The sequence below is a fragment of the Bradyrhizobium sp. USDA 372 genome, from assembly GCF_053629095.1.
In genome coordinates this window covers 7,463,373-7,483,439 of sequence record NZ_JBRJHR010000001.1, presented here as the reverse complement: position 1 = coordinate 7,483,439, position 20,067 = coordinate 7,463,373, and the positions used below count along the sequence as shown (strand labels likewise).

Annotated in this window: 14 protein-coding genes; 9 read left to right on the top strand and 5 right to left on the bottom strand. The window is 59.8% G+C overall.

Annotated elements, in window-relative coordinates; translation table 11 throughout:
- The first annotated feature begins 155 nt into the window (after positions 1 to 155).
- The 4 genes from hisN (at position 156) to AB7M16_RS34750 (ending at position 3,151) form a co-directional block, all read left to right on the top strand.
- Positions 156 to 956 (top strand): histidinol-phosphatase, encoded by an 801-nt coding sequence (gene hisN / locus AB7M16_RS34765; protein WP_172789452.1) that lies wholly within the window; start codon positions 156 to 158, stop codon positions 954 to 956.
- Positions 957 to 1,001: 45 nt separating this feature from the next.
- Positions 1,002 to 1,451 (top strand): N-acetyltransferase family protein, encoded by a 450-nt coding sequence (locus AB7M16_RS34760; RefSeq protein WP_453946728.1) that lies wholly within the window; start codon positions 1,002 to 1,004, stop codon positions 1,449 to 1,451.
- Positions 1,452 to 2,002: 551 nt separating this feature from the next.
- Entirely contained in the window at positions 2,003 to 2,311 is a 309-nt protein-coding gene (locus tag AB7M16_RS34755; RefSeq protein WP_453946727.1) for a hypothetical protein, read from the top strand.
- A gap of 147 nt (positions 2,312 to 2,458) precedes the next feature.
- Positions 2,459 to 3,151 carry an MgtC/SapB family protein gene (locus AB7M16_RS34750; RefSeq protein ID WP_453946726.1) on the top strand — a complete coding sequence of 231 codons (693 nt, stop codon included), beginning with the start codon at positions 2,459 to 2,461 and terminating at the stop codon, positions 3,149 to 3,151.
- A 1,474-nt stretch (positions 3,152 to 4,625) separates the two neighbouring features.
- Here AB7M16_RS34750 and AB7M16_RS34745 read toward each other — a convergent pair.
- Complete coding sequence (locus AB7M16_RS34745) at positions 4,626 to 5,489, bottom strand: alpha/beta fold hydrolase (protein WP_453946725.1); 864 nt, start codon at positions 5,487 to 5,489, stop codon at positions 4,626 to 4,628.
- Positions 5,490 to 5,498: 9 nt separating this feature from the next.
- Entirely contained in the window at positions 5,499 to 8,006 is a 2,508-nt protein-coding gene (locus AB7M16_RS34740) for an alpha/beta hydrolase (RefSeq protein WP_453946724.1), read from the bottom strand.
- A gap of 132 nt (positions 8,007 to 8,138) precedes the next feature.
- Here AB7M16_RS34740 and AB7M16_RS34735 point away from each other — a divergent pair, with 132 nt between their 5' ends.
- Genes AB7M16_RS34735 through AB7M16_RS34725 form a run of 3 tightly spaced genes read left to right on the top strand, consistent with a single transcriptional unit; the run spans position 8,139 to position 9,986 of the window.
- A complete protein-coding gene (locus tag AB7M16_RS34735) occupies positions 8,139 to 9,065 on the top strand; it encodes an alpha/beta fold hydrolase (protein ID WP_453946723.1) in 927 nt (308 codons plus the stop codon).
- Positions 9,062 to 9,664: a hypothetical protein gene (locus AB7M16_RS34730; protein WP_453946722.1), complete on the top strand. Its 603-nt coding sequence runs from the start codon at positions 9,062 to 9,064 to the stop codon at positions 9,662 to 9,664. The genes AB7M16_RS34735 and AB7M16_RS34730 overlap by 4 nt, the downstream gene beginning before the upstream one ends.
- 10 nt (positions 9,665 to 9,674) lie before the next feature.
- Positions 9,675 to 9,986 (top strand): hypothetical protein, encoded by a 312-nt coding sequence (locus AB7M16_RS34725; protein WP_212256443.1) that lies wholly within the window; start codon positions 9,675 to 9,677, stop codon positions 9,984 to 9,986.
- Here the strand turns inward: AB7M16_RS34725 and AB7M16_RS34720 are convergent.
- On the bottom strand, positions 9,968 to 14,539 hold the full coding sequence (locus tag AB7M16_RS34720; RefSeq protein WP_453946721.1) for a LuxR C-terminal-related transcriptional regulator: 4,572 nt from the start codon (positions 14,537 to 14,539) through the stop codon (positions 9,968 to 9,970). The two genes, AB7M16_RS34725 and AB7M16_RS34720, sit on opposite strands and share 19 nt — an antisense overlap.
- A gap of 595 nt (positions 14,540 to 15,134) precedes the next feature.
- On the opposite strand from AB7M16_RS34720, the gene AB7M16_RS34715 reads away from it, so the two are divergent.
- Positions 15,135 to 15,965: a Crp/Fnr family transcriptional regulator gene (locus AB7M16_RS34715; RefSeq protein ID WP_453946719.1), complete on the top strand. Its 831-nt coding sequence runs from the start codon at positions 15,135 to 15,137 to the stop codon at positions 15,963 to 15,965.
- Between the two features lie 1,721 nt (positions 15,966 to 17,686).
- Here AB7M16_RS34715 and AB7M16_RS34710 read toward each other — a convergent pair.
- A complete protein-coding gene (locus AB7M16_RS34710) occupies positions 17,687 to 18,376 on the bottom strand; it encodes a LuxR C-terminal-related transcriptional regulator (protein ID WP_439363499.1) in 690 nt (229 codons plus the stop codon).
- Between the two features lie 924 nt (positions 18,377 to 19,300).
- On the opposite strand from AB7M16_RS34710, the gene AB7M16_RS34705 reads away from it, so the two are divergent.
- Positions 19,301 to 19,645 (top strand): H-NS histone family protein, encoded by a 345-nt coding sequence (locus AB7M16_RS34705; RefSeq protein WP_172789651.1) that lies wholly within the window; start codon positions 19,301 to 19,303, stop codon positions 19,643 to 19,645.
- Positions 19,646 to 19,700: 55 nt separating this feature from the next.
- Here the strand turns inward: AB7M16_RS34705 and AB7M16_RS34700 are convergent, their stop codons facing one another.
- Positions 19,701 to 19,922 carry a hypothetical protein gene (locus tag AB7M16_RS34700; RefSeq protein WP_172789650.1) on the bottom strand — a complete coding sequence of 74 codons (222 nt, stop codon included), beginning with the start codon at positions 19,920 to 19,922 and terminating at the stop codon, positions 19,701 to 19,703.
- Between the last annotated feature and the right edge of the window lie 145 nt (positions 19,923 to 20,067).

Genomic DNA, 20,067 nt, shown 5'->3' with positions numbered 1-20,067 from the left:
AACCAGCCCTGACGCGGTCCATTCTTTGGTCTCGCTCTAGCGGCGTGTCGGCGGCGACCTTCATGATCACAGCGGGATCATTATGCAAGTTTAGGATGTAATTCGACAGTTGTCCGTATACAACGGCAGCGAGTGTGCACGATTGGAGATACTTTATGCCGAAACTGCCGGGCGCCGATTTTCTTCATCGGTTAGCAGATATCGCCGATCGCGAAACCTTGCCACGCTTTCGAACCGACCTTGCCGTCGATTCCAAAACGGGGGCGGGTTACTTCGACCCGGTGACCGACGCCGACCGGCAAGCCGAGATTGCGATTCGAGCAGCGATCGAAGCCGAATATCCTGACCATGCTATTCTGGGCGAAGAGCTTGGTCTAACCGGAAGCGGATCTTGCCGCTGGGTCTTGGATCCTGTAGATGGGACGCGTCCCTTCATCTGCGGCCTTCCTGTCTGGGGCACGCTGATCGGGCTCACCGTACATGGCCGAGCCGAACTGGGAATGATGAGCCAGCCCTTCACGCGTGAGCGTTTCTGGGCCTCGTCCGATGGAGCCTGGTGCGAATATGCAGGTAAGCGCCAGCGACTGTCCACCCGAGACGTCGGCACGCTTTCGCGGGCCATCCTGCATACGAATTCGCCTGAGCGTTATCAAGGTGAGCTCAAGCAGGGCTTCGAGCGCCTTGCCGCCTCGGTTCGGATGACTCGCTACGGTGGCGAATGCTATGCCTTTGCGATGGTCGCTGCTGGCCGTATTGACCTCGCAGTCGAACCTTCGCTCCAATCTTACGATATCGTCGCGTTGATCCCGATCATCGAAAAGGCGGGCGGAGTGGTGACGCGGATTGACGGGGAAAGGGCCGAGGAGGGTGGCCCAGTCTTAGCTTCAGCAACTGCCGGACTTCATGAAGAGGCCCTTCACCTCCTCAATAGCGGGGTTAACGCGCGGACTCAGTGAGCGCCTCGTTCTGCGGCGGCAAACTCCTGCCTGTGTGGTCATTGAATGAACGAAATCATTATCCGTGCCGCCACGCAATGCGATCTACCTGCGGTATTGAAACTTTATCAGCACCTTCATCCGCATGAGGCTCAACCGGAGGCGGCAACAGCCGAGCGCGTTTGGACGACCCTGATTGCTTCCAGCTTCATGACCGTGATTGTCGCGCAAACAGCAGATCTGCTCGCCTCTTCGTGCACTCTCGCCATTGTGCCGAACCTGTCTCGCGGCGGTAGACCGTATGGGGTGATTGAAAATGTGGTCACCCACGCAGCATACCGAAAGCTTGGGCTGGGTCGACAGGTTCTTGCGCACGCTCTTGATCTCGCCGCGCGTGCTGATTGCTATAAGGTTCATTTGGCGACAGGTTCGAAGCGTGAAACAACCTTGCGCTTCTATGAAGGGGCAGGCTTCGAGCGCGGCTGCAAAACATACTTCGAAGTGCGCCGCCCCTGACGGGCTATGGCAATGGACAAGACGAATGAAGGGCGCGGCCTTTGTGTGCGCATCCCGAGCAGTGGGCACTGACAGGCTTTCGCTGTCAAACTGGCAGTTGATGCATACCCTATGGTAGCGTTGGCGCGGGGGTACGCGCTGGCCAAGCAAGTACCTTCCTCTAACTTAAACCCCGCTTCCTCTTGGAGGCGGGGTTTTTCCGCATGCAGATCGAAGGACCACGAAGGTCGCGGCGCCAACCGACACGTCGTGACCACGTGTTCAGGCGCAGCTATGCTTACGCATGCTCGAGATCTTCTACATCGTCCAAGAACCCATGTTCTGGGTGGCCTTGGCTTTTGGGCTGGCTCCGATCGTCATCGGCGTCATCATCCTGTGGCCAAGCGGCCGAGGTCGCCGGTGACAACTTTCCCGTTCTGGCGAACGCTGAAGGTGGCCCGAACAGAATCATGCCGGCTGGCAAAGGCAGCCTCTGCCTGGAAGCAGGCTCTGGGTCGAGAATTAGCACTTCGTTTTGCGAGTGCGAAATGATGTTCCCTGCGGATTGGCTCATGGCGTTGGCCGTCAATAGCGCTTTGGCGTGCACGATCAGTGTGTTAGCGTTACTTTGGCCGCCGGAGCCGCACCTCTCTGTGGCTTTGATTGCTTCTCGCCTTTTGAATTCCCGCCACAAGGCGGGTTTCTCTTTTCCAGTCGGATATTCTCCATGGGCTATTGGTGAAAACGCGCAGGCCGGATTGGGACGCTACGAAGTCAGCTGCGCTTTACATGCTCAGGAACGGCCTCGCGAGTTACAAAGAGATCGCGGAGCTTTCTGGCTGTTCAAAGCAAGTGGTGAGGGTTTGGGGCGTCAAAGTTGATGCCCCTAATGCCCGAAAGCGATATCTACGGCAGGCCTGGGTACGCGCAAAACGATTGCGTGGCTGATCGACGGCCCGCCGAGAGCTCGCATCTGAATCGAGATGAACATGAGGTTGTGTAAGCCTGCCGGCCAAGGTGCTAAAGCCATGGGTCACGACGAACTGGTGATTATTGCCAGAGTGGCCGGAGCCCTCGCGATTGGCGCGATGATCGGCTTCGAGCGCACGTTTCACGGACGTCCAGCAGGCTTTAGAACGCATTCCCTTGTCTGCATTGCCTCTTCTATTCTGATGATCGTCACGGTTTACCAGCATCAGTGGATGACGTTGCTCGAGCATGACGCGATCCGCACCGATCCCACCCGCATGGCCCAAGGCATCATGACTGGCAGCGGCTTTTTGGGCGCGGGCGTCATCTTCAAAGAGGGATTGACTGTCAGGGGACTAACGACGGCCGCGTCCATTTGGGTCACGGCCGCTATCGGCATTTTGGTTGGAATTGGGTTCTGGTTTGCTGCCTTCGTAGGCGCTTTGGCGACTCTCATGGTGCTCGCGCTATTCAGGCTCATCGAGGCGCGACTGCCGAGCGAGTTCTATGCTCACCACATGCTGCGTTTTGCGCGGGATCGGGTGATGGGAGAAAGCGAGGTCCACAAGATGATCGGCGATCACGGTTTTACGATTGCCAACTTATCATCGCGATTAAGCGAAGGTGGGCAGCAGTTTGAGTACCGGATGACCATCAAAAGCCGCGACAGGCTCAACGCCGAACGACTCGCAAAACATTTGCGCGACCTACCCGAAGTAGTTGAGTTTCGCATCACCCCAACGGGCGACTAAGAAGGCAAGTTCTTTGACTTCCTCTGCGGTGCGGATGTCTCCTATTGGGCCCATCTGCGAAGTCGCGCCTCGCCTGACGGAGGTCCGCTCATGACGGCAGAGCGGACCAAATTTGCTCGACCTGAATTCTTCAGGTTGACCCTAAAGCAGACATCGCGCGGCAGCATCCGTCGGGGGCTCGGCCGCTGGCATTCTAAAGGGATTGACCGCCAAGCCACTAAAGAACAATCTGTTTTACGTCATTCGCCTTGGGTCTAGGCTTCGATGTTAACGCGAGAAGAATATCTTGAACAGAGCAAGGAAAACGCTCTCGCGCTTCTGAGCGCCGGCCGGATACGCGAGGCTGTTTCTTCGATGATGATGGATATCCTCAAAAGCCCGAGCTGCTCAATGCCTCGTGAGATCCATGCATTCGGCATCTGTGCCGCCGCGGTTGGGGACACTTGGGCGGTCAGAGCATACATCGCGGGTTGTATCTGACAGCTGTTTGGCGTCGCCCTATGGCCGCTCGAAGGTAACGAGCCTTGTCTCGATCTTTCCGACTTCATCCACTCGCCCTCTGCAACTCAGTCATTGAAATGGGCTAGCGGAGCTGCGCCAGCAGACGTATTGCGTCGGCGACCATGCTACTGCCAACACGGGACGGCTGGCGTCGCGCTATGGCGGAGAGGAGTTTGCGGTAGGTCTTGCCGGGGGTGACGGAAGACGGGGCAGTCACTCCCGATGACTTCGGCAATGCGCTGCAAGCAGCCATCGTCTGCTTGGTTGATATCGAAACGCTATCGAAAGCGTTCGGCCGAATTCTGCGATTTGAGCAATACGTAGTGCCCTGCCCTTCGGGTCCGCTCGTAGCGGCGAGCAAATCTGTAGCTTGTAACCGTAGTTACTAACGTCAGCCGCGCCTCACCCCGCCGAAAATTTAGAGTCCGCAACGCCTTGGTCATTCCCGTTTGGAGGAGCGGTGATCCGTCGATTGTCCACCACGCATTGCCGCGGCACGATCTTCAAATTGAGGCAGATCTCTGAGGCGGGCTAATACACACTGCCGCTACAGATCGGGTCTGTCCCAATAGCTTCAGCTAGACGGCGCCATTTCGCGCCGTCGCGAACGTCCGCTTTGCGCCCCTAAACTACCTAATTTAACGGAACGGGCGCCCTCAGTGGCGCGAGCGCCCATGCCCACTGCTGATCAGACGCGCCCCGCCAGCTTCGGAGCCCCGCTCACATTGGCTCTCACAAGATTTTTCTTGATCTCCCGGTGCACACGTCGTGCACACGCCGCCTTCTAACCGATTGAAAGACTTGAGGTCTCGCTCCAATCCATCATGGGGGCGACGGAGAAGCGATTATATCGAAATCTCAACGATTTACCTGCGACGAAGAAGGTGCGACTTGAGCATGTTACCTGCACCTCCTAGCGCTTTCTAACATCATCCTCAAGTTCCTCGATCCCACTGCCTCTCTGGCGCGGCTGCTACGCGGCAAGTCCGCCGAACCACGCCCCGAAATAGCCGGCATAAAGCGCCGGGCGTTCGAGATTCATCGAATGCCCGATGCCGGGCACGATCACCAGCCGGCAAACCGGCATCGCTTCGGCCATGGTGCGGAGGTCAGCAGGTGCAATCCAACCATCGCACTCGCCCCACAGCACGAGATGCGGGTGCCGGATCTCGGGCATACGGCGCTCCAACTCACGGCTCTCCTTCTCCCGCGTCAGGTTCACCGGCGTGCCTATCCAGATCCCCTCCGATACGCCGAAGGTCTGTTCGATGATCCGGTCGAACAGCGCCTGGATCTCCCCTAGCCCCTCGCGAAAGCGGGGGATCACGTTCGGCCCCATGCTCTCCGGGACAAACAGCGAAGACGCGGCTGTCGCCATCACGGACCGCGTCAGCTCCTTGCTCGACATCATGGCCCTGAACAATCCGATCTGGTCGGCATTGAAGGCCATGCCGAGCGGCGTCACCGGATCGAGCGCGAACACACGGCCGAAGCGCTGCGGCTGCTTGAGCAGCATCCTGGCCGCGATGATGCCGCCGGTGGAATGTGTCGCGAGATGGCAATAGCCGATCTCGAGCGCATCGAGCGCCGCCAGCATGTCCTCGGCGTGCTGCAGCATGGAGTAGTTGGAATAGTCGGCCGCCGGCTTCGGCCGGTCGCTATCGCCGCAGCCGCGCCAATCGATTGCAACCACACGCAGCCCGGTCGGGAACAACGGCGCGGCGAGCTCGATCCAGTCCTTGCTGGCGAGATTTCCGTGGATGAAGACGACGGTGACGTCGCCTCCTCCCCACTCCCGCCAGCCGAGCTGGACTTCGCCCGCCTGCACCCTCGGCATCGCCGGGCCCTACTTGTTGAGGCCAGCCGTCGGCGCCGCTCCGGGCGGAGTCGGCGCCACTGGCAGGGCAGAGACGACGGCGCCCTTGATCATGCGATCGGTACCGAGCGGCGATGATGTGTCGATCGCCCCCTTGGTCACGAAATCCACGACATCGGCCGCGTATTCCACCGGATTATCGGTGTGAATGAAGTGGCCGGTCTCCGGATAGACCTTGAGCATCGGCCGGTTGCCGGCATTGGTCATACGAGTCATGAACGGCGTGATGACGTCGCGGCCGAGGTCCGTCAGCCCGTTGAACGCTGGCGTCGGAATGAACGGCTCCTTGTCGCCGAACGCCAGGAAGATCGGCGCTTTGATCTGGGTGACCCGCTCATAGAGGTTCTTCGGGTCATCCTGCTGCAGCTCGGCACCGATCGTGTAGATGTCGAAGATGAAGACGTTGCACCACTGATCGAGCTCCTTCGGGTTGCCCTTGGTCAGCCCGACACGCTGCTCGGTATGGAAGCGGGCATATTCGCTGTCGCTGAAGAAGTAACCGCTCTTCGCAGCGGACACCACGCCGGTGTCGGGATCACGCTTCTTGAAATAGAAGAAGTCGCGGATGTTCTGCTCGCTCCGCGCTTTTTCCGCGGCGAGAATACCGGTCTGGTCCCAGACCTGCTTCCACTTGTCGAAATCGCGGCCGAGGCCGTCGGCGAAGAGAGGCGCCTTCTTGTCCTTGGCGATGGTGATCTCGCGCGGATATTCCTCGAGGCCGGACGGCGCTTCCAAGGCAAGGCCCTGCACCGCATCCGGCCAGGTCAGGGCGTAGCCCACGACGAACTGGCCGCCGAGCGAGTGGCCGAGATAGTACGCCTTCTTGACGCCGAGTTGGTTGACCACGAGGTCGTAGATCACCTCGCGCATGTCCTGCATGGTGCGAGCGGGGTTCTTGTCGAGATTGCCGGGGCCCGACATGCCGTAATGCGGCAGGTCGGGCACGATCACGCGCAGGCCGCTGCGCAGCGCGTACTGCATGATGTTGCCGTAATGGCCGCCGAACGCGCCCTTGCCGTGGATGACGACGAGCACCTTCGGATCCTTGTCGGTGCCGGCATACTCGTCCATGTAGCCGATTTCCCAGGAATTGCCGCTCTTGTCCTTGGCACTGCCGAATTTGACCGGATAGGGATAGGTCACATAGGCCTTCCAGAACGACTTCTTGGGATCGATGGTCTGGGCGACGTCGGGCACGCGGTAGTTCTTGTCGACAAACTTCTGGGCGCGATCGAGGGCCGCCACGTCATCCATGAAAGCGACGAACTTCGGATCGTTCTTGCGCTGGTTGATGATCGGGAACACGCCATAATGCGCGACCGGGCTCTCCTGCGCGATGAGATCAGCGCCGGGCACGCGATCGACAGCCTTCTGCGCCAGTTTGAAGTTCAGCCAGAGGTCGTTGGTGATGTGCATCACCAGCGTGCGGGCCTGAATGCGGCCGAGATACAGATTGACGTTATGGGTCTCGCCGACCCTGTTGCGCCAGACGAGGTCGACGGCATCGTAGAGCTTGGCACGGTTGGTCACGTTGAGACCGGCCTTCTCGTTCGGCGGATCCCAATAGAAGATTTCAGGCTGTACCGCCGCCCAATTCTGGGTCGTACGGAAGGCGAAGTCATAACCCGTCATGCCGAGGATCGACCAGCCGAAGGCCACGCCAGGCACCGGATGCTTTTCCTTCGGGAGCTTGTAATAGTCGCCTTTGGTTGCCTGCCAGACCGGATCGCCCTGGATCGCGGCTGTCATCATCTGGAAGGTCCAGTTGCCGACGGGATCGTCGCCATCCGATTGCGTCGTGCCGCCGATCGGCATCAGGGCGCTGACATATTCCGGATGCATCACGCCCCAGACGTAAGTCTGCGTGCCGCCCATCGAGACGCCGGTCACCAGTGCGACGCGCGCGACCTTCAGCTCGTCGCGCAGCAGGCGGTAGTTCGCCTGCACCATGTCGTAGTAGCTGTATTGCGGAAACTTGATGCCGAGTCCGTCGGACGGCTTGCTCGCGCCCCAAGTGCCGAGCGGATCGACCATGATGACATAATAACGATCCGTGTCGATCGGCCGGCCCGGACCGATGATGGGCACGCCACCCGACAACGCCGCACCCTTGACCCATTGTTCATACATGTCGGTGGAATCGCCGGAATAATAGGAGTTGATCACGATGGCATTGGTGATCTCGCCGGCGGCGTTACGTCTTGCGTTGCCGACGGCGATGTAAGCGGCGCGCAACTTGCCGGCGCCGAGCGATTCCAGCGTGACGCCGCCCTCGCCGCCGTTCTCCCATTTGGAGGGATCGGACAGGTCGTACTTGCCGCCGAGACGGAAGTTGGCGATTTCGTAGGTCTTCTTCAGCCCATCATGCTGCACCTGCGACGAGCGGCGCGTGAAAGGCTGTGCGGTTGCAATCGCCGTTCCAAGCACCAGCACGATCAGGCTCATGAAGCAGCGCTTCATCGCGTCTTGTCCGGCCATGACGCAATCCTCCCTGGAAGATTTTTCTGAAACGCTAGGCAGGGCGGCCGGGGGAGGTTTGATCTAACTCAATGGAATCCGTTCGGAGGGATCGAGGATCGCGGGCATCAAAACACCGGCAGTACCCTCGCGATGCCCTTCCTCAGCCTCGGCTCATATCGGATCCGCTATGAGCTCGACGGGCCGGTGGGCGCGCCGGCCTATGTCCTCGTGAACGGGCTGACGCAATATTCCGAATTGTGGGGCGCCTATCGCGAGGCCTTGGCGGCGCGAGGCTTTCGCGTTGCGACTTTCGATCTGCTGGGCCAGGGCGCCTCCGACAAGCCGAGGCTCTTCATCAGCCAGGACGACCAGGTCGCCGCCTTGCGCCTCCTGATCGACGAGTTGGGGGACGGTCCCGTTTTTCTGAGCGGGATCAGCTTTGGCGGCCTGATTGCACTGCGATATGCGATCGAGCAGGGCAAGCGACTGGCCGGGCTCGTGCCGATGAGCTGCTTTGCGGAGCTGTCGCCACAACTCTTGCTGCTCGGCAATGCGCTGCGGACCGCGCTGATCCTCGGCGGCACCAGTTACCTCCAGGACCTCCTGTTGCCCATGAACCTCTCGGACCAATGGCTGAAGCCGCTGCTGGACAAGCTCGATAGCGTGAAGCGGCAAGGTTGGCTGGTCAACGACGTTTACGCGCTGCAGAACCTGATGGAATCCTTCCTCGACTTCCAGCCGCTCACGCCGCGGCTGTCGGCGATCGCCGTTCCGACCATGATTCTCAACGGCGAGTTCGACTTTCTCACGCCGCGGGGTCTCCACGAAACCTTGCGTGTCGAGATTCCCAACAGCTCTTTGGTGATCATTCCCAAGGCCTATCACGCGTTCACGCTGGAGAAGGGCGCGCTGACGGCGGACCTGCTGGCGCGCTTCGCCGATGACGTGCTGGCTGGGCGATGGCAAGGCAACAAGACCGTCTGGGTGGCGTCGGACGAGCCCGGCGGCGAGCTTACACCGTTTCCCGAGGGTTACGACCATCTGCGTGCCATCCCGGTCAGAAGAGCGATGCCATGAGCGGCTTCCTCGGCCCGCTCGATCCTGACAGCCGCATTCCGCCGCGCCAGCAGACGCGGGTCGCGGCGTTCCTGATCTCGGCGCATGGTGCCCTCGCGCGGCAATTTGCCCTCGCGTTGCCGGCGAGGCTTGAAGCGGCCTGGCAGACCGAATTGAACGCGCAGTTCTATCGCGAGACCGAGATCGTCTCCCTGCTGATGCGCGCCACCTCCTGGGTCCCGGATGTTGCCCTGGGATACATGCTGATGACCTGGGAGACCGCTTGGCTTCCTGCGCCGATCGCAGAGATCACGGACCCTCCCCTCGCCCAGGCGGTTCACCTCGCAACGCTCGCCCATGCCGTGCACGCCGCTATCCGGCCGGCGGCGCTGGTCCCGGTCGAAGCCAATCCGCAGGATCCTTTCGTCATGGCGTTGCGCCGCATCGAGTTCGAGAGCGGCCGGCTGCTGCAAGCGCAGATCCTGTTCCTGAGAGGCCCTAACCTTGCTCCATACCGGGATGCGGTGAGCGCGGCCCTCGAGCAGCGCCACGTCGGTGTTCGCAAGCTCTGGCGCGAGACACTCGAAAGCATCGGCATCGACGCAGCCGGAGCGGAATGATCCGGAAGCCTTGACCCAGATCGCCAACATCCGCACGTTACCGCGCTTCAGCCCATCTCGGCCGACGGGAGTTTCGATCATGACGGCCGTTTCCGTCGAAGAAGCCGTGGAGCGGCTCATCGAATTTGGTCGCCATGCGGTCGCAACACGATGCGAGAGGCTTCCTTCTGCTCATCATCGAAGCCACAATGCGAATAGTTCGGATAAGGATCCAGGCCGCACATTAACAGACCAGTATACGGAGCAGGCTATTCAACATCGGCCCTGCGTCCTGCTCGTTTCGGTCGACGACAATGCAACACTTCAAATCAGCAGGTCATGATGCGCAGGTACAGTGGCGTGATGCGGACCGTTATTGCCGTGGTTGGCCACATGTTCGTCCAGTGCATTGGGGAGGATTTTGACGAGGATATCGGGGGTGGCCACCTGACCGGGCTGGACGTGTGGATCGAGCGGAATGTGGACCTCGCTAGGTTCAGCTCTGACGATGAGAGTGAAAGGAGTTGCGTCGCTATCGAATCGGAACACCCGTTCTTGATCGGCGCCGCCGGTCTCGAACGCAGCGTTAGCCGGCTGTGCGGCCGCTAATGCGATTGCAGCAGGTTGCGTAGCGTGCTGCGAGTTTCCGTTCCCTGCGCCATCGCCTCTTGTGGCGCTCGATTCGGCAATCTCGGTTGCTGCTGATGCGTTTGGAGAGGTCGAGGGTAAATTGTATCCCGAATTGCTGTGCTGCAGGTCAGCCGTGGCCACTGTTGCCGACATGCTTGCGTTCGATGCACGATGATTGTCGCCATCGCCGACACCCTTCTCGGATGTGAAGAGAGTTTCAGGTAACTCGGCGGTTGCCGCCGCCTTTGCAGGCTCCGGCTCCGCGACATTTTGCGTGCCAACTCGGTCCGCGCTACCGGCCGCTGCAGCACTTTCGTCATCTTTCGGCCCGTGGGCAGAGGCCGAGTGCTCCCATTCGTTGCTGTGCTCCACGCCGCCGGGCTCTGCCATTTTCGCGGACCCAGGCGTATCCGCCGGAGTCCAGGAATGATGCTCATTGTCATTGCCAACGTCCTTGCCCGGTATGGCCATGGCTTCGGCCGTCTCCGTGGCTGCCTTTGCCGCCCCTCGCTCCGACGCGTGCGAGTTGCTGTGGTCCAGGCCGCCTGGTTCGGCCGTTTTCGCTAGCCCTGACGAATCGTCCGAAACTAGTGAATCATGCGCGTTGTCATTGCCGGCGCGATTGCCCGGCATGGACTTCACTTCGGCCGTCTCCGTAGCCGCAGTTGCCGACCTTCGCTCCGATGCGTGCGGGTTGCTGTGGTCCAGGCCGCGTGGTTCGGCCGTTTTCGCTGGCCCTGACGAATCGTCCGAAGCCACTGAATCATGCAAGTTGTCATTGTCGGCGCGATTGCCCGGCATGGACTTCACTTCGGCTGTCTCCGTAGCCGCAGTTGCCGACCTTCGGTCCGATGCGTGCGGGTTGCTGTGGTCCAGGCCGCCCGGTTCGGCCGTTTTCGCTGGCCCTGACGAACCGTCCGAAGCCGGTGAATCATGCGCGTTGTCATTGCCGGCGCGATTGCCCGGCATGGACTTCACTTCGGCCGTCTCCGTGACTGCCTTTGCCTCCCCTCGCTCCGGCGCGTGCGGGTTGCTGTGGCCCAGGCCGCCTGGTTCGGCCGTTTTCGCTGGCCCTGACGAATCGCCCGAAGCCACTGAATCATGCGCGTTGTCATTGCCGGCGCGATTGCCCGGCATGGACTTCACTTCGGCCGTCTCGGCGGCTGCCTTTGCAGACTCTCGCTCCGATGCATGCGGGTTGCTGTGGTCCAGGCCGCCTGGTTCGGCCGTTTTCGCTGGCCCTGACGAATCGTCCGAAACCACTGAATCATGCGCGTTGTCATTGCCGGCGCGATTGCCCGGCATGGACTTCACTTCGGCCGTCTCCGTGACTGCCTTTGCCTCCCCTCGCTCCGGCGCGTGCGAGTTGCTGTGGTCCAGGCCGCCTGGTTCGGCCGTTTTCGCTGGCCCTGACGAATCGTCCGAAGCCGGTGAATCGTGCGCGTTGTCATTGCCGGCGCGATTGCCCGGCATGAACTTCACTTCGGCCGTCTCCGTGGCCGCCTTTGCCGACCTTCGCTCCGACGCGTGCGAGTTGCTGTGGTCCAGGCCGCCTGGTTCGGCCGTTTTCGCTGGCCCTGACGAATCGTCCGAAGCCACTGAATCATGCGCGTTGTCATTGCCGGCGCGATTGCCCGGCATGGACTTCACTTTGGCCGTCTCCGTGGCTGCCTTTGCAGACTCTCGCTCCGATGCGTGCGGGTTGCTGTGGTCCAGGCCGCCTGGTTCGGCCGTTTTCGCTGGCCCTGACGAATCGTCCGAAGCCACTGAATCATGCGCGTTGTCACTGCCGGCGCGATTACCCGGCATGGACTTCAGTTCAGCCACATCTCTGGCGCCCGCCCTTTCAGACATTTGCTCGGGAGCGTGCCGCGCCCCTTCGCGGTCGTCCCTGTGCGCTGTCGCGGGGCTCGATTCACCAAACTCGGCTGCTTCTGGTGCGTTTGTAGAGGTTGAATGCACCGGATTGCCATGTTCCACGCGGTCTGTTTCTGCCGTCTTCGCTGACCTTCCCGAAGGGTCCGACGCCGGGGATTGATGCGCGTTCTCATCACCGACATCACTCCCAGGTATGAAGCCAGCTTCTGTCTGCTCCGCCCCCGTTTCCTTTGCAGGCCATGGCTCCAGAACATGCTGTGAGTTACTGCCGCCCGCGCTACCGGCTATGCTAGGACCGGTATCTGCATCGATCCGCTGGCTCTTCAATGTAAGACTTTCAACTGCCGTGACCGCCGCGGCATGAGCAAGCACGATCGGTGATGTTCGAGCCGACCCGTCGGCCCGATCGACTCTCTCTTCCGTTGTGCGGGCCGGCGCGAATTCGGTCCTCCAGTCGACATCAGCCAGAATGTCCCAGACTCCAGCGGTCCCGAATGCGCTCTCCCTCGTACCGATAATTGTATGGACACTGTCCGTACTCAGAACAGTTTCGGTTGCAGTCACCGATGTCAGCGCTTCTTCGAGCTGCTCCAAGGTGAGAGCGGCGGCCGCGGCCGTCGGCTGGCCGACGAAATCCGATTCTGCGATGGATACACCCCCCTGCAGATGGATTTCCAACAGGTCGCGATCTCCGATCTTCAGAACATGATCGGTCGCATTCACATAGACGATCGTTTCATTGCTTGCGGAGTCGAAGATCCAAGCGATGGTGTGTGGCGGTATGGACTTGCTTGCTGCTGTCATATGAAGCCTGGCAAGGGCTCCGAAGGCCGCAAGATTGATCCTGCTCGGCCCAGACGCGAAGTTGAAGACAGAGCCGGAAGAGGTAGAATTGGAATCGGTCGGGTCGCGATGAACGACGTTTTCAGCGACGTTGCCGCCCATCAGCTTATCGCCACTATATCCGCCACTCCCGGCATCGTGACCGAAGTGCACGAGGCCAGCAAGTTTTTGGAGGGTCTCCCCTTCTCCGGCGGCGCTTTCGTTTTCAGCGGCCACAAACGCGGAAGACAGGCGAGAATCGTGCGCACGGAAACCCTGGACTGAATCGTCTACATGATTATCGTCGGCATTGCTGATCGCAGCCAGTTTGGTGGCCGCCTTGTATCCGGTAACGTCCACGAAGCTGTCGAGCGGCGCTTTGGCCGGGTCATGCGACAGCAATGCCAAATGGGGATCGCTGAGTGCGTAGATCAACGCACCGGTGAGAGTGGCGAAAGTACCATACCCTCCGTGAATCAACGTCGGATTGGATGTAAGCCGCGAGAATAGATGTTCCGCGGTGGACTCACCGCCAATCTGCGCGTCGTTCATTCCTCGCAGGGAAGGTGTGGCCGAACCGGGCGTGCTTGATCCAACAGAACTGTAGTCCTTCCACGATTTCGCGCCTGCGGATTGCTCGGCGGTGCGAAGCGCTTCTATTGCCGATGCCGCGGTCGAGATTTGGCTCGCCCCGACCAGGACACCTCTCTGAGTGAGCGACGGGTTTTCGTCAGAGTCCGCGACGATGACGTGACGGAGAATAGCTCGCTTCCAGAGCTCATATTCGGCATGCTCCGCTGCGGAGCCGGTACTGTCGTCGTGCGGAAGCAGGTCGTTCGCCTCCGACGCCTTGAGTTCGTCCGCAATGGCGACCGCCAGGAGAGCCAGCGAGAGCATGCCGAACCCAGACGGGCGTTGTAGCAATGCGAGGGTGGCGAGCACCGTCCTGTTGGTTATTTCAAGCTTCTGAAATATGTTGTGCAGGTGTACTTTAACGGTTCCATCGGAAACGTTTAGCTGGTGCGCGATCTCCTTGTTCGACATTCCTTCTGACACAAGTCGTACAATTTGACGTTCGCGCGGCGTCAATAGCTCCAGCAGGTTCTCGTTTTTGCTGCTGTCAGTTTCCTCTGCGGTTGGCGAGAGATCGGACTGCTCCAAAAAGCTACGCTTCGCCATCAGTCGCAGTGATCGCAGCATAGCGTCCGGTGCGACATACTTCGCGATTGCATGACACGCGCCAGCAGCGATGGCCGAGGTTAGATCGTGGTCCGTGTCGGAATCCGTAAAGAACACCAGGCGCGTGGGCAGGCGCTCAGCTTTCGCAATGGCGAGGATCTCGGATACCGTCAGATCTGGCAGGGTGTCGGCAAGAAGTGCAACGTCGGGTGTCAAATTCCGGATCGCTTGGATACAACTTGTCCCGTCGCTGCACGACGCGACAACGTCGAAGTCCGGCTGTGCCCCGAGAACCGACTTAAGCCCCTGCAGAACGATCGGCTGTCGGTCTACGATCACAAGCCGGATGCGCTTGAATATCCGCTCTTTCGCAGACGTGTCTAACATGGACCCTGCCTCGACCCGGCCGTCTATGTCCTTCGGCATATAGCCGAGGCCGAGTGAGGGCATTAAAATACAACTAATCGAATAAAGAAAGAGATTTAATTAGTTTAACCATACCTAAAATCGTTAGTTTCGAGCGGGAAATGTGCACATTTTGCCGAATGTGTTCATTTTGCCGAACAGTATAGCGACGCCACGCCGTTGGTTGGTTTCGAATGGGCACCTCGAACGCGTCACGGCCGTCATTCCAACACTGTTAGTCCCGGGGCCAGAACACCACCTTAGAAATTGTTCGACCTGAGACGAGACTTCCAGAGCGCGCTCGCGATCCGCACCTGGCGCGCTTCACAACTCGCGGCCTATCAGCTGTTCGGAGAATGATCGTTGGCTGGGACGCTGTTCAGCCGCCGCGCAGGCTGCCGTCGGCGAGTCGACAGCATTGATTGCGCGTCCGCGACAGGTCTGCATTGACGCAAGCTGGAGTCGCGGGCGCAGGCCGTCCGTGCGATTGGCATCCGCCTCAACGAGGGAACGATATCTGTGGTTGCCAGTTAACTGCTGTTGAGCTGCACGCAGGCGAGCAGTTCGACGAGCCGGCATGAGTTCTCGCGCCGGGCATCCGTCGGGGGTCGATCCCATGATGGACCACGCGACCAGGGTTGGTAATCGGTTGTTAGCAGCGTTGCCGCCAGCGGATTTTGCTTTGCTTGCGCCTCATCTGCGGAAGATCGTGATCGAGCGCGATTCGGTGCTCGTCCGATCAGGCGATCGGATCGAGCATCTTCTCTTCCCCCTGAGCGGCGCGATAGCCACTATCATGGAGCTGCCGAACGGGCAGACGGTCGCCACGACGATAGTCGGCCATGAAGGGGCTGTGGGTCTGACCACAGCGCTTGGCGCATCCCACTCGCCCGTGACGGCCGTTGTTCGCATCTCGGGGGCCGCGCTGCAAATATCGCCCGCGCAATTCCTCACGGCGCAACATTGCAGCGCCCCCGTCGGAGCCATGGTGCAGGTCTTCACGAGATCGTTGCTGACGCAACTCCAGCACGTGGCGGCTTGCAACGCATTACATTCCGTCGAATCCCGCCTGGCGCGCTGGCTGCTTCACATTCACGATCGGGCAAATGGCAGCGATCTCCTCCCGCTGACCCAGGAAACGTTGTCGGAATTGCTGGGCGTCCGCCGCACCACCGTCACACATGTCGTAAGCACAATGCGGGCATCAAGAGCACTAAGATCCAATCGACGTGGCCAACTCGAAATCGATCGGCCGCGGCTCGAAGCCATGGCATGCGAATGCTACAAGGTCATGAGCCGCAGAATCGATCGAATAGTCTCGCAGAGCACGGTCGGGCTCGTTCATAGGTCTTCAGCGCGGAGCGCCTCCCGCTCGCCTGGCAGCCGAATAGCCGGGACAGGCTCTTAGAACCGGTGAACCGGTTCGTTTTCGCGAACCACACCGCATGTACCCTCGCCAATCGGCAAAACCGCGTGAGGCTCGGCCGCTGCAAACGCCCAATCCTGCGTAGAAGCGAGTTCAAGATTTTGCAGCTTTGCGGCCGGGCTCCCCGGCCGAAGCGAACGATGGACGAGAAGTCCGTCACCCATTCGCCTCGGGATGCTCGTCACAACAGCCCGACTTCTCGCGACTAAGCAGCACAGGCATGAGCTTTGCCTATGCGAAGCTGGAACGCCCATTCGCGGTCCGAGCTCGGTTATAGGCGCCGCCCGCCCTACGCAGCTCGCGCTGAAGATTTTCCTCTCGACCTACCCGCTCTCTGAGCCTCTCAAGTTCCGCGAGCTGTGCGACCAGCGCCTCGAGACGCTCGCGCAGCATAGCGGCAGGCCCCTCCGCTCGAACGCGGCTATTCATGACACGCCTCCTGATCGACGTCTTGAGGAGAAGTCCCCCACTGACGAGTCGGGAAAACTATGCAATTGCGGCACAATCGCACTAACAGCACTAAACATTTGGCATGCTGCATCCGCCAACGCGTTGCTGCGGCGCAACAAGGGATCACTCGGCCGGGCATTTAGGCAGGGAGAAAGGGTCCAGCCCTGCCAACCATGCGGTGGCCCGCAGGCTCACGCATGGGCTGAGAAGACTGCTATCGGCCGGACTCGGTCGCACTCGAAATCCTCGTGTTAGCTCCCGGGCAATCGGCCTTGCGCTTTTCCTCGTTTTCTTCGTCTGCGCAATCGAGCCCTCCAGTTGCGTTTGGAATTCCAGAGCCGCCGGTCGCGAAAGGCCCTTTCGCACTGCCTCCGCCACCGCCAGACCCACCGCTACCGCTGGATCCGCCACCGCCGGCTGCTCCTCCGGCGCGAGATGATCCAGCAGAGGCTCCCCCGCCCCCAGATGACCCGCCGCTGGAGCTCCCCGGCCCTGATACGGACGACCGGTCGTTGTCAAAGAACGACGACTGCCTCGCGTCCTTCTGCGTCACTCCATGCAGCCCCCCCGACCTTGCAATGGCTCTTGAGGTCAGGGAAGTGGACAGAAGCAGGGTCATCACTGGGGGTGTCACGGCCGCAAACCTTCCGCAGGTTTTCAAAAACGCCCGCCGGTCGTCATCTTCGTTACCGTCCCGGGTCACAACACGCTCTCCTTGGTTTAAAATTCTATTTACGGTATTATATATTAAATGCACTTTCAACCGATAATTTTCTTTATGCCGCTGACGTTATTTAACGTGCACCATCAACTGATCGTCGGCAATTTCCGCGCTCGTTCTTGCACTTCCTGGCTCACTCCTGCCTGTCGGGCGCCGTTTCGGAGTTGCGCTCGCCATTTAATGCGATTAATTTGTTTTTAACGGAAGTCGAGCGCGGGGCTCGATTGCAACGGATCATGACGATGCCACTGCAATTCCATCGGTCCGTCCGGGACATGGAGATCTGGAGCGCGACTAGCGAGGGCTTCTCGTTCGTGATCAGCTTCGAAAGCCCGAGAGGCCCCGGCTTTCATGGACGCGCCGGCTATTTGGCGAGCTGGCGTCCGCTCCACAAAAACCAGGCCGCAATCAAGATTGGCGGCTCGCCCTTTCGAACGTTAGCCGAGGCCGAAGAGGCCTGCAGCGACATGGCTGGGCATCTGGCGCCACGATCACCCCCCGCGCACGCTCCGGAAGAAGCCAGACACCCTCATCATTTCACGCTCGCCGGATCCTGACGCAACAGATCAGGGAGATCCATCTCACGTGACGCGGCATGCAGCTCGTTTCGCGAAATCGCCAATGCCGCGAGAACCGTGCGATTGCTGATGTCCAGCTTTTGGAAGATATGATGAAGGTGGACCTTGATCGTACCGTCGGCAAGGTTCAACCGACGTCCAATCTCCTTATTCGATAGACCCTCCGACACGAGCCGCATGATTTGCCGCTCCCGGTCCGTCAGTTGTGTCAGGAGCTTCTCATCGGGGCGGGCCTCATCTTTGGCTGGCCAGGCGCTCGGCGAGACCGCTGCTTGGCCCTGGGCGGCCTTCCGCAGGGTTGAGACCAGCATTTCGGCATCCGAATCCTTCGAGAGGACGATACAGCCGCCCTCCAAGGCCAGCCTTTGCAACTCACAATCGGCCGCGACACCGGCGAAGAAGACTACCGCGGGTCCTGGGCCTGAATCGTTCGCACGAGCGAGGATCAGCTGCCGGCTGACATCGGGCAGTGCAGCGTCGACAAGCGCGACGTCCGGCACAAGGAATCGGATTGCCTCATTGCAGCTTGCACCATCGCTGCAGGACGCAACGATCGTAAAATCACGCTGCGTCGCAAGAACGCTCCTGATCCCTTGCAAGACGATCGGATGTCGATCCGCGATGACAATTCTGGTGCGGTGCATGCTTCCCCTGCCTATCGCTAACAACCCCCCGTGCGGCCGTTTAATCCAACAATTTCTTCGAAACGCGAAGATGACCAGTCCGCTCGGCCAAAGCGTCACACCGCCTCAAATCCTGGACAGTCCAACATTCGACGACTGCGCCACGGTAACTTGACTGGCAATTGCGCGCAGCACCGTAAGAATGCGGTGCTTAAAATTCAAGGCTGCAAGCTCCTCGACGAAAGCGACGCACTTTCGACAACGCCTGATAGATTAAATCAGCAAATTCCCCCAGAGAATGTCGTCGGCGCACCGATCAGCTAAGGTGTTATGTTGGTCAACATTCAATTAACTTCGTTGGCACCGTTATTACCAACGATATATTGGGCTATTCACGATTCAAATCTAACATTCGACGAAATTTCGACGAACGCGAGACCGTTCAAAAGCCGCGCTTCTCAAAGGAGGAAAAGTAATACTATTCATCAAGGCGAAGCTGGGCAATGAAGCAGGAAAATGGCTGCGTTGCGCAGCCAAGTGTGTAGCAACGATGAAAACCGGTCACCCAAATTGGAGCTGCATATTCGTCGGCAACTTCAACGAGCGGTCATGGAGGGCATCGTTGGCAATGAGTAAGGTGGTCACATGTATTCTTCAGCAGTTTTGCGTCAAACTCATCAGGCTCTAATCGTTCAATTCACTGAATTGCAGAACTTACGTAGCCGCGTGTTGAAGGCCGAGCAGCGATTGCTTGCGCCAAGGCGACGAGTCCGGGGGCGGAGGGGCAAAGCGGCCGCTGGTTCGGAGGCAGGGGCCCAGCCGGTAACTCCGACCACCACGTTGCACGCTGGCGCAGCGGCACGGGTGGATCGTGCTTGCCGGACCCCGGTTTGACCTGATAATCCCCCCTCCTGTTTCGGTTCGGAGGTAGTGGGGACGGCTTCCATGGAGAACGACGACTGGGCATCCATGACCACAGCTGAGCTGTGGCGACTTTACGATGAGGTCACTGCTGTTCTTAGTCGCAGGATGACCGCGGAAAAAGCCAAGCTCGAAGAGCGGCTTCGCAAGATTGAGGGGACGGCCGCTTCGGCCCAGAACGGGGAACGTCCTCGGCGCCCCTATCCTCCAGTGTTGCCGAAATACCAGAACCCCAAGAATCCGTCCGAAACTTGGTCCGGTCGCGGTAAGCAACCCCGATGGCTGAAAGCCCAGCTTCGAGCCGGCAAGAAGCTGAATGACCTTCTGATCGACCGCCCGTCCGGACAAAGGCGCCGCCGGGCCGGCTGAACCTCCAACCCGTCACCGGGACGGCGGTGGCGGGACCGGGGCCGCAGGCGCCACTTTAGCGAGTAACGTCCTCTTTCCCGTTAGGACTGCCGTCGCTACCAAGGTTACCCTTGCCATTGTTGCCCTGCACAAGTTTTCCGCCAGAACTAGCGATGGCGGTCGAGGTCAGAGAGGTCGAAAGCAGCAGCGTCATCACGGGAGGAGTGACGGCGGCAAATTTTCCGCAGCTTCTCAAGAACTCACGGCGGTCTTCACTGTTGGAGTCGAGCGGGTTCATCGGCGCTATCCCTGCGATGGTCGAGGATAGAAAATAAGCTGATTTGGATGCGTCGCAAGTTAAATATGTTAATCCGACCTTTAAATTGTCTGCCCGCAAACGACATCTTGAGAGCTATCGCGTGCCGCGCTCCCGTCGCGCGCAG